The sequence below is a fragment of the Kordia sp. genome (assembly GCF_022447245.1).
In the GTDB taxonomy this organism is placed as follows: domain Bacteria; phylum Bacteroidota; class Bacteroidia; order Flavobacteriales; family Flavobacteriaceae; genus Kordia.
In genome coordinates this window covers 81,715-93,433 of the sequence record NZ_JAKVBC010000018.1, presented here as the reverse complement: position 1 = coordinate 93,433, position 11,719 = coordinate 81,715, and the positions used below count along the sequence as shown (strand labels likewise).

At 34.3% G+C, this 11,719-nt stretch carries 7 protein-coding genes; 4 read left to right on the top strand and 3 right to left on the bottom strand.

The features are described 5' to 3' along the window. A partial coding sequence (locus MK119_RS13565) for a hypothetical protein (RefSeq protein WP_290679754.1) occupies window positions 1–865 on the top strand: 865 nt, incomplete at its 5' end. A 765-nt stretch (window positions 866–1,630) separates the two neighbouring features. Here the strand turns inward: MK119_RS13565 and MK119_RS13560 are convergent. Next, the gene (locus MK119_RS13560; RefSeq protein ID WP_290679752.1) at window positions 1,631–1,840 is read right to left on the bottom strand and encodes a hypothetical protein; all 210 of its coding nucleotides are present in this window, start codon (window positions 1,838–1,840) and stop codon (window positions 1,631–1,633) included. 579 nt (window positions 1,841–2,419) lie between these two features. Between MK119_RS13560 and MK119_RS13555 the strand changes: the two genes are divergently transcribed. Next, the gene (locus MK119_RS13555; protein ID WP_290679750.1) at window positions 2,420–2,740 is read left to right on the top strand and encodes a hypothetical protein; all 321 of its coding nucleotides are present in this window, start codon (window positions 2,420–2,422) and stop codon (window positions 2,738–2,740) included. A gap of 647 nt (window positions 2,741–3,387) precedes the next feature. Here MK119_RS13555 and MK119_RS13550 read toward each other — a convergent pair. After that, window positions 3,388–6,939: a T9SS type A sorting domain-containing protein gene (locus MK119_RS13550; RefSeq protein WP_290679748.1), complete on the bottom strand. Its 3,552-nt coding sequence runs from the start codon at window positions 6,937–6,939 to the stop codon at window positions 3,388–3,390. 317 nt (window positions 6,940–7,256) lie between these two features. Between MK119_RS13550 and MK119_RS13545 the strand changes: the two genes are divergently transcribed. Both MK119_RS13545 and MK119_RS13540 read left to right on the top strand, forming a co-directional pair. Beyond that, window positions 7,257–7,919 carry a hypothetical protein gene (locus MK119_RS13545; RefSeq protein ID WP_290679746.1) on the top strand — a complete coding sequence of 221 codons (663 nt, stop codon included), beginning with the start codon at window positions 7,257–7,259 and terminating at the stop codon, window positions 7,917–7,919. Window positions 7,920–8,244: 325 nt separating this feature from the next. Then, on the top strand, window positions 8,245–8,796 hold the full coding sequence (locus MK119_RS13540; protein WP_290679744.1) for an NUDIX domain-containing protein: 552 nt from the start codon (window positions 8,245–8,247) through the stop codon (window positions 8,794–8,796). Between the two features lie 408 nt (window positions 8,797–9,204). On the opposite strand, the gene MK119_RS13535 is transcribed toward MK119_RS13540, so the two are convergent. Beyond that, entirely contained in the window at window positions 9,205–11,676 is a 2,472-nt protein-coding gene (locus tag MK119_RS13535; RefSeq protein ID WP_290679742.1) for a M14 family metallopeptidase, read from the bottom strand. Window positions 11,677–11,719: the final 43 nt, after the last annotated feature.

Below are 11,719 nucleotides of genomic sequence, written 5' to 3'. Positions count from 1 at the left end.
AAAAGAACTAGAGATACTATTTAAAAATGAATCTGACAAGATATTTCACACCTCCATACAGGGTAAAGGCGACATCACCTTGGAGTTAACATTTTTGAAAGAAGAGGTTAATGTTGATCCGTGTTATTCCATACATCATGCAATGAGGCATGTGGAAGGGCGTTATTTTTACAAAGGCAACAAAAGTAAAAGTACAAAACTGCAAGGGGTTTTTTCGGCAGATACCTTATACCTTTATGCAGGAATCGATCGGAAGCTTGAAAATACTGGTGTTACCTGTGGTAAATTGGTTATGTATACAAACGATCAAGAACGTGAAGTAAATTTTTCTGAACGTTTTATGTTTACAGGTTCTGGAATAAACCAATGGTTTGACAATTCTAATACACGAGTAGTAGCTCCTATCTTTTCTTCACAAGATATTTTGGTAAAACATACATTTGAAGTTGCATTACAAGACGGTCGTAAATTGGATTTGATGCCAGCCATTCAAAAAGATCATTGGGATGTACTGTATCCCTATTCAGAATTACTATACAAGAAATGTGTAGTAACCGACACATCAATACGAGTTCTACTCATTAAACACAACGAATATTCATGTTGGAACGATTATACCTCCATGATACAATTGACATTTCACCCAACTAGTTTCACACAAATAGGTAGTAAACGCTATGAAATAAGCAGATGTGATAAGTTGGCAACAGACTTTGATTTTATGGCAGGTGAAACGATAGAAGAAGACAAGATTTATAAGGTTTATTCTTATGGTGTTGAAAATCAAGATAAAAGCACATTGCAACTAAAGGGTAGTTACCGAGTAAAAGACGCTGAGGTACATATCATCGAAAAATGGTTTTAATAAAAATATATAATCATGTGTAAACTAGAATTACTCTTATAATGATACATGTATTCATACAACAATAGCAAATTGTTTCATTTTTGATTCATAATATGCAGTATACGAACATCTACTGAAAAGTATTAAGAACCATTTTATACCCTATGCTACACACCTAATTATTTACCAAAAACAGTTTATTTGCGATTTTTTCCAAGAACGAAAAATAAAGTTAGCTTTTTGTTTATGTAACTTTTATAAATATAAAAAGGTATCTGTAATTGAAGAAATAACAGGAATTCCTGCTATATAACCGTTACCAGAAATGAAAATGAAGAAGCTAATCTTTAATATCAAATCTTTGATTTTGTAATCTGCAAACTCAGAAGTCAAAAAAACAAGATTGTTAGTTTGGAAGAAATATCGAACAATTAAAGACTTTAGAAACGCTCTTGAATCATGAACAATAAATTGCGCTGAAAAGAATATACTTGATAACGATACAGAAAAGCAATGCGTTAAGAGTTTTGAAAAGTCTTGTGGTAACAGCTCGACTATTATTTTGAAAAAGCTATTGCTAAAGGTAAATTTTGTAGTCAAGGAATTAGAAGATCAGCATAAAGTTAAGCTGATAAAATTAATTAATGATGCAACAAAGGAAATAGGAGTAACTACAAATTTCTTAAAAGGAATAAAATAATACTTGCGTACAAAAAAAGCTGTCTGTTTCTACTTTTCAGACAGCTTATTTGTTAAGGGGCTAAATAGCACGTTTCATTGAAATTAAAAAAGACACTCTCCACTCCATACTGCAAAATAAACTAACTGTTTAGCTACCCAAGCTTCTGGGTCAATTAAACCTTTGGCTGCAGCAATGCATTTAAGCGCATCTTCCATTTCTTCTTTAGTCGCTATCCCTGCACCAATACAATCTTTAAATTCACCTCCATAATGATTAATCATTTTATTCTTAACACAATCAGCAAAACTCATAATAATTAAATTTTAATTTCTCTTACTCTATTTAAAATAGGCTTTTCAGATTCCGCCTTTGATCAAATCAATAGAAGTTACTCTATTGAATTTTTTATTTTGATTACATTATAAATATCACATGATTATATGATGTTTATGAGAGTAGAATTCTCTGTTTTATATAAATAGGTTAAATTACTTATGAAGACTTCCCCTTTTTCGTATGATTAGAAATTTTAAAGCAGAGTAAATGCATGAGCTGAATTCTAAAAAAAAGCAATTAAAACTACATATTTGTCACTAAAATAATCATGTTAAAAAGCCAACATAAAAACATCGTTTATGTAAATAGCGTATGAAATGCTTATTCAAAAATGAATTTATAAATTTATGGTAGTTCCAAACTGGTAAATCCCTATGTAAAACCCACTACTTTTTATATACTAACCGTTGGTAACAATTTAACCAAAATGACACGAAACAAACTATTCCTCTTTTTGTTGACGACAATACCTGTACTACTTTCAGTGTGTCGAGGAGCTAATAACATCGCTTCAAGTAAAGTTGATAAAAACTTAATATCTTATTGTTAACCAATTGAAAGTCTTAAAAATTACTAAAGTATATCATTTCGTAGAAGACCATGAAAAAAGAGTAGATTTGTACTGGGTTTTAAGATCAGTAACTAAAGACCATAAAACTTATTTATTAACCGATTTATATGCTATAGAAAGTGAAAGATTCTTTATGTGGGATTTAGGAGCTGAAATTAATACCAAGAGGTTAACAAACGAAGGTAAAATTTACTTTGTGTGTCATATTGAAATTCATAGAAAAAGAAAATTTACGAGAGAAAACTTGGCTGTTAAATTTAAGGGTAAAGAAACTTCAGCTATTAAGTTTCAAGAAAATCTTTGAGATTTTCGAGTCAAACGATTAAGAAATCAAACAGTGATTATGTGAATGAAACTAGCATATTTTTTAAATCAACATCAACAACAAGTATTTTTATTTCATTCACATTAGGATAAGGCAAAAATCTTCTTTTAAAATTTAGGAATAAACAAATATGTTGAATGAATAAACAGTACAATGCCCAAAAAAACTAAACAAAAAAATACTAAAAATAAAGCTAAGCATACCAAGCTGATGCAACGGAAGCTCAACAAAGTACGCAAAGAGAAAGAAGCTACTAAAGCGCGACTCAAAGCGATTGTGAGGAAGGCAAATGAGTCTCAGAATCCCTCAGACTCCTAAGTTGTATATAAAGATATTGAGTAGAGTTGAAATGATTTCTCTCATCAAAAAAAGAAGAGTTTTGCAACACACAGATTACTTCGTCGCTAGCACTTCTCGTAATGACGTTCCTTAGAGACAGACTGCCAACTCATGCTTCCTCGCAGTGACGAATCATATAAGTTTACAAGTTAAGAGATAAAACAATCCTACAAACGACAACAGAGCGCAGCGACCAAAAGACAACAAACAAAAGAAATATAAAATGAAAAAGTATTTTCATAACCAAGAACCAACAACTGCCGCACTGAACTTGCGGAAGTACCCATCTACCTCTTCATAAACTTCACAGTTTCACTTGCCGTATCGGTTTTGATTTCCAAAAAGTAAAAGCCACTGGATAAATTTTTCACGTCCAATTCATAATTTGGTTTGTAGGTACTGAGCTCCTTTTTTACAAGCAATCTACCATTTAAATCAAACACCAAAACAGTGTTGATATTCTTTTTGGAGTTGATGGTTAACGTACTACTTGCAGGATTAGGATGAATGGTTACTTTATTGGCTTCAGACCCATCAACAGATAAGCGATCTACAATTTCGGTCATCGCAGTATTGGTGATGATCGGCGGATTAAAGTCAAAATAAATAGCAGCCGTTGCATTAATAATATCTCCTAAGACGACATCGCTTTTTGGTTTTATCTTAAAGGTAATATAACCATGCGAATTCGGTTCGTCTGTAGTACTATCAGGTAAATAAATACCATCAAAAATGAACTCAATATTGTTTCCATTTGTAATTTCTACACGTCCAGAATGACTTAGGCTTTGCAATTGCATGGTGTCCCAGTCCAATTTGTCATCTAGTACATGTTCTACGCGAATATTGATAGCACTTGCAGTTCCTGTATTTTGAAAACGGATAATATAATGCAAGTATTTGTCAATGTCTTCAATTAAAACTTCATCACCTTCAAGTACACGAATATCATTAGGTTCGTAGGAACCTATCACAGTTTGTCTCAAACTGAATACATTATCGCCTTGCGTTTCGTCTCCTGCTATTGGTGATATGGTAGCAGTAGATAACAGTATTTCCTCTATATTGGTCGTAGGAGGCGGAAATACATTAAATTCTAAATCAATGGTTCTCGTTTCAAACGGATTAAAGTTTGTAAAATTAAAAGTTAAAATATTAGCAGTTTGTGAGGCTACAGTCTCACTAGCACTTAAAAATTGCATTTTAGAATTGTCAAATTCAAAAGTAATATTTCCACTTAATTGGGTTGTACCTACATTGTTATACACAATTTGATAGCTGGTATCAAAACCAGGTCGAGGATCATCAAAAGATGGATAAATTGTAACATTCAAATCGTTATGCATTCCTGTAGGTTCAATGCAAAAATCTGTAGTATCTATGTTTCCTACTCCTGTAAAGTTTGATGTTGCCGAAGCAGGAGTTACCGTATAATAATTAGGTATTGGTGATACAATAGAAGTAGTATAACTACCAGCATCAGGGAATAGTTGATATATGCCATTGATATTCGTAAAAGTAGATAAACTCGTAGTGCCATCTGTGGTCTCCACTAAAATGTTCCCCATAGGAAGATCACTCGCATCACAACCATTGAAATTTACATCCATGGCAATAGCTCCGTTGATTTCATTGGCAAAAACACCTACATTTCTAAACCAAGCAATTTTATCATCATCTTGTGATGCAGAAAGTACATCCATATCTCCATCACCATCAATATCAGCAGCATATACCGCTCGTACATGATTTGTATTAGTATTAATATCTTGTTGTGTACCAAAAGTACCTTGTCCATCTATATTTTCAAACCAAATCACGGAATCATCGAATATAGTGCCCACCAAAACATCTACATCGCCATCATTATCTAAATCTGTTGCATAAACAGATCCTACGCTATTTATTGCTGTTGAGATTACCTGTTGACTTCCAAAAGTACCTTGTCCGTCGGTATTTTCATACCAAGCTACGTCAATACTATTATTTGCTGCTCCTGAAACTACATCCATATCACCATCGCCATCAATATCAGTAGCATAGATTGATTTTATGCCATTTGAATTCGTACTGATGATTTGTTGGGAACTAAAAGTACCTTGCCCATCGGTGTTTTTATACCAAGCTATTTTACCATCCGATCCAGAAGCGGAAAGTACATCCATATCACCGTCACCATCAAGATCACCCGCATAAACAACTATTGCGAAATTAGCATTGGTGCTAATTATTTGTTGGGGACCAAAAGTACCTTGTCCATCGGTATTTTCATACCAAGCTATTTTATCATCTGTTGAAGAAGCGGAAAGTACATCCATATCACCATCACCATCCAAATCTATAGCATACACTGATGTTGCAGCAGTAGCATTCGTAGTAATGATTTGTTGTGTACCAAAAGTACCTTGTCCATCGGTGTTTTCGTACCAAGCTATTTTATTATCATTATTGGATGCAGAAAGTATATCCAAATCACCATCGCCATCCAAATCACTTGTATACACCCATCGTACTCTATCCGCATTTGTAGTAATAATTTGTTGAGAACCAAAAGTACCTTGTCCATCGGTATTTTCATACCAAGCCACTTTGTCATCAAAATCAGAAGCCGTTACTATGTCCATATCGCCATCTCCGTCCAAATCATTCGCGATTACGCAACTTGGTAGATTTATTAAGGGAGCTATACTTTTTTGACTTCCAAAAGTCCCTTGTCCATCTATATTTTCGTACGAATTTATAACGTCTACCCCAGAAGTTGCTGATAGCATATCTAAATCGCCATCACCATCTATGTCCGCAGGAGAAAACGAATACGTCCCTGAGGAGAATCCTATTAATGATTGTCGAGTTCCAAACGTACCTTGTCCGTCCGTATTTTCATACCAAGAAAGGATACTAGAACCAGAAGTTGTGGCTGAAAGCACATCCATATCTCCATCACCATCTAAGTCGGTTGAAAACACCCAACCAGTACCAAACACAGTCCCAATAACTTGTATGCTTCCAAACGTACCTTGTCCATCAGTATTCTCATACCAAGCCAAATTATTAGTGTTATTAGAAGCAGAAATCACATCTAAATCACCATCTCCATCTATATCGCTGGCATAAGTAGATACGGGATTAATTGCTGTTGTTGAGATGGTTTGTTGTGGACCAAAAGTACCTTGACCATCAGTATTTTCATGCCAAGATACTCTATTATCACCAGTAGATGTTACGAGTATGTCTACATCTCCGTCACCATCTAAATCGGCAAGATGCGAACTAGCGATTCCCCAAGCAGCGGATGAGATAACTTGTACACTCCCAAAATTACCTTGTCCGTCGGTATTTTCGTACCAAGATATTTTGTTAGTATCAGAAACTGAAGTAGCGATATCTATATCACCGTCGCCATCTATATCACTTGTATATACATTACCACCACTAAATACCAACGTATCAATTATCTGTTCAGGTCCAAATGTGCCTTGCCCATCTGTATTTTCATACCAAACGATTCTGCCATTTAAAAACCCCGCTAGGACATCTGTGTCACCGTCTCCATCCAAATCATTTGCTTGTAGCTTTGCATATCCAAAAGCAGCACCAGAGATATTTATTGGAGTGCTATAGTTCCCTTGTCCATCAATATTTCTATGCCAAACTATTCTAGCACCCATATCAGCTGCAGATAAGATATCCATATCTCCGTCACCGTCAATATCAGCGGCATACACCTCTTCAATGGAATACGATATGGATTCAAAAATGATGTTTTCTTCAAATGCAATTTGAGTAAACCCATAATTGTACATGAATAGTAGTATAGGTAATAGGAATTTATTTTTCATAGCTCTTTTAAATATATAAAGTGTTGTTACATTATTATTATGAAGTAGCTACTATGAGTACTTTCACAAAAAAGTGTTGTGAGGGAGAGACTCTAAATATAAATAAAAAATCTTGATAAGTTTATGTTTTTAAGTTCTTTATTAATAGTTTTTTGTTTTTTTGCAAAAACCAAAAACCAAAATCTATCAAAGTAAAGCAGCCCACAGAAAACCCATACTATATATTAACTTGCTTTATAAGATCAGGTAATTTTATCCTAGCTCTAAAGAAGTTATACTATTAAATTTGGTGGATATCAATTTAAGACTATATAATTATGAATAATTCAACTTTAGAACTTTTAAATGTTAGTATTAGAAATATTTTACCAAAAGTCAATTACGAAAATCGAGGAGATATTAAAAGTAAAAACTTGGACCCATGGGGACAAGTAGCACATGGACAACAGAACTTCGGTGCTGTAAATCTTGGAATTTTTGATGCTAAAGTTAAGGCTAATTACAACGTTAAAAACATGACAGGGTTAAGTTTTTTTTATATCAATGATATGCAAGTTACACATGTGGAAAATAATTCAAATGTACTAACAGGAGGAATAACAATGTCAGCTTGCTCAAGAAATAATTTCCTAGCTCAGATAGGTGGTATTGTAGATGATTACTCAAAAAATGGGATCCCTAAAACACAAATTAATGGTTCAGTAAATGTAGATAGAATAACTGCTACTGCAACAGGATCTTTTAAAGCCAGTATTAATGGAAATGAAGTATCCTTAAAAACCATTACTATTAGCGGTTTATCAATTAATTATGATGGATTTGATGTTTCTACGGGTGAGTTAGGGATTTTTAACAAAGTTTCAGGAAAATTAAAAGAAGCGATTATTGTATTGTTTAGGCAACAAGTGGTCGATGCAATGTCTAGTGCCTTGACACCGATTATTAATGAGGGATTTGGAACAGTTTTGTCTCAATCATAGTTTATGGTATATCGTATTTCTTAAATATATATAATAAGTCCAATAAAAAAGTATCTAAATAATAGGTGCTTTTTTTGTTTTATGGAATGTCTCGGAAGTTATAAATAAGAAGTATTTTTGTTTGAAGTAACTAGTAAAAAGTTGAGAGTTGTGAGTTCTAACAAAGAACCACTTAGCATTCATAATTAGATATTTAAAATCAAATAGGAGTTAAGTAATTTATAAGTTTAAACATCTAAATAAAAGAAGCTAGATACAATCCACAATCAACGAAATTAGTATAAAATGTAAAATAAAAAAATAGTTTTACCCAAAACCCAAAACTATGGAACTAATCGATATCCTAGACGAACATGGAAAGCCCACAGGTGAAATTCTTCCCAAAAAAGAAGTACACCGTCATGGATATTTTCATGCAACAACACATTTATGGTTGTATACCAAGACAGGGAAAGTGGTTTTACAATTACGCGCAGCGATCAAACCCAATTTTCCAAATTGTTGGGATGTTTCCGTTGCAGGGCATATCAGTGCAGGAGAAACTGCATTAGATACCGCAGTTCGTGAAGCAGAAGAGGAACTAGGAGTTATAGTAAAAGCTTCAAACTTGCACCAAATTGGATGCTTCCGAATCGATTATCAGCACGCGGAAGACTATCGCGATCGAGAATTCATCACTATTTTTGCCTGTGAAATTCCAGATGTTCCACTAAATGTAACACTCCAAGAAGAAGAAGTTGCGGATGTTACATTACTTCCTTTAGCACAGGTAGAAGTAGAACTGGCTGATGCTGAACTTGCTAAAAAATATGTTCCATTTAACAAAGCCTATGCAAAAGAAGTTTTTGCAAAATTGCATGGATTGTTTGGTAGGTAAGCCTTGTGAGAAAACAAAGTTAGAGTGATTATCGGAATTAAATTTAGAAAATCATCCGAACAAATTTTAGTATGTAGTACATCATAGCGAGAGGAATTCCCGCCAATCAGTTACTTTAAAATAACATATACATCCTACGATAAACAAATTGCCAAGTCATTTTTGCTCTTCATTATGTAGTTTCTGAATAGCTTTTGATTTGTAAATTTTAAAATAGAGTGTGTTTTTAAAAAACAACTCAATATTCAAAATTAAATAAAGTTTATGAGTTTTGATTCAAAAAACATCATGACAAATCCACAAAAAGACAGACAAACTAGTCTAAAAGCGCGAAGTCCGGTTTAAAAGCGAAGCGGTCTTATATTTAACAGTTCCTCAGTGATATCTTATTGCGAAAGCGTATCTAAATCACATCATCCTCGAAAAGAAAATTGCATTCATCAATAACTTATTTGTCCCGTACCAAAACGCTCTAAAATTTGTATTATCTGTAAACGTAATCACGCGTCCACGTCCCCTACGCACGGTTTGGAAAGGAACACTATTTTTTAAATGTTCTAAATTCTCTTCAGAAACATAACCGCTTAGTAATGGCGCATCCGTATACTGAATCGGATTGTTATAGCTTTTCTCATTTGGATTCACAAAAACAGTTGTGTTTCTAAACATTGGCAATTCATCTTTGATATAGCCAAAATTAATTGGATGCGAACGATCGATCTTCGTATTAAAAATGGCTCCGCCAATTACTTGTGCACCATTATGATCTTGTCGTTGTTCAAACGAGACATTCTTTGCGTCAACCCCAGTTTTCTTAAAATCTAACTTGATAAAATTATTTTGACTCAAATAACGCACTGCATTGCGATAACCAATAATTGTTCCCCCGTTTTTAACCCAATTTTTCAATTTATTAGTAATATCTTTTGGAAGCGAGTAGGTGTTAGGTAAAATAATATGCGTGTATTTTGACAAGTTCATTCTTCCGAAATTGCGTGTATCTAACTTTGTCAACGGAATTTCATAGCGTTGATCAAACAAATGCCAAATTTCTCCAGCATCATACGAAGTAATGCCATCGCCAATTACCATCGCGACTTTTGGTTGAATAATAGCTTCAAAATTATTACTTCCTAAATCAATTCCTTCTGTCAATCCAGAAGAAACGGCAGTAATGTTGAGGTGACTTTCTTTAGCTACTGATCGTAAAAATGTACGCATTTCTTGTAAATTTAGTACCTGATTTTGCACTGGAACCATAATTGTTCCATAATCATACGCTACATCTTCTAAGGTAAATGGTTTCATGGCAACTTTGGCGCGCAGTCCTTTTGCTCTAATCTTTGCTAAAGCCTTTGGGGAATAATACTCATTCCACTCAAACAAAAAGGCATATTGACCATTTCCGTTAAGGTTTCCTGATGGTGCTTTCAAATCATCGATTTCACTTCCAGCATTGCTTAAAGACGATAATGAATCATACGATAAGTTAAACGCTAACGGAAATGTCCATGCAGAAATATCGTAAAATAGACTGTCTTGAAACTTGGTGCGCTTTTCAAAAATAGCATTTATCAATCGGTGTTGACGTTGATTTCTTGGCACCACATAACTTGCACCTTTCTTGTATTTTGTGCCGTTTACCGTAACATCATTTTGTATTTCGTGAATCGCAATGTTATGACGCTTTAAAATTTCGGCTAAGTGATAAGCTTTTGCAGCATCTTTCTCATCTCCAAAAATATAGGCTTTTGCGGTAGTTCGTGAAGCCTCTTTTCGTGCATTTTCATAAAACTGTCTTTGGTATCGTAAAATAGTCGTGCGCATGTTTTTAGCTGCTTCTAGCGTAGATAATGACGCTGTAAATTGATTTCGAATGGCAAAAGGAAACGTCACCAAACCATTTTCACTCTCCTGAATATGTCCGCGAGCACTTCCTTGTTCAAACAAAATCCCAATACTTCCGTTAATATCTGGAAATGTAGAACCTTTTCCATAATAAAAATCATCAAAACTCTCTTCAGTATAATACAAGGAACCAATCTTATCAAAGGCTTTGGCATGGTAAGTAGCAATCTCCTTCGTTAAATCTTGATTCATCTGTGGCGTTAACGGATGTGTACGAGATGGAATTCCTGGTTGAAAGAAAAAGGTTGAATTAGAACCCATTTCATGATGATCTGTCAAAATGTTTGGCATCCAATTATGAAAAGTTTTTATACGTGCTCTCGATTCTGGCAATTGTACAGGTAACCAATCTCTGTTCATATCAAACCAATAGTGATTTGTGCGTCCACGTGGCCAAGCCTCATCAAATTCTCTATCTTGCGGGTCGCTAATCAAATGTTTGCTTTTATGCACATTCACCCAACTTGCAAAGCGTTGTAATCCATCAGGATTGAAACATGGATCTAGTAGAATTACAGTATTTTTTAACAAAGCATCAATCTGAGTTCCTTCGGCAGCAGCCAAATAATAGGCAAGGAGCAAGGCAGCATTACTTCCGCTAGCTTCATTTCCATGAATAGAAAATCCTTGATACACTACAATTGGCATATTGCTAATTTGAGCATTAGCGCCGCTGGTTTCGGTCAAACTCACATGCTCTTGGCGAATACGTTCAATATTCTGATGATTTTCAGGTGAAGTCACCGTTAATAATAATAATGGACGATCTTCAAAAGTCTTTCCGCGATCTTCTATTGTAATTCGATCTGAACTCGCTGCCAATGTCTTCATATACATCACCAACTTATCATGAGTTACATGCCATTTACCAACTTCATGTCCCAAAACACTTTCTGGAGTGGGAATCGTTTTGTTATATGTAACATCTTTTGGTAAGTAATAGGAAAGAGAAGGTTTCTCTTGTGCATTCATCGTTAAAAAACTCAGACAATATACAGCAAGGATGAAATTAGAA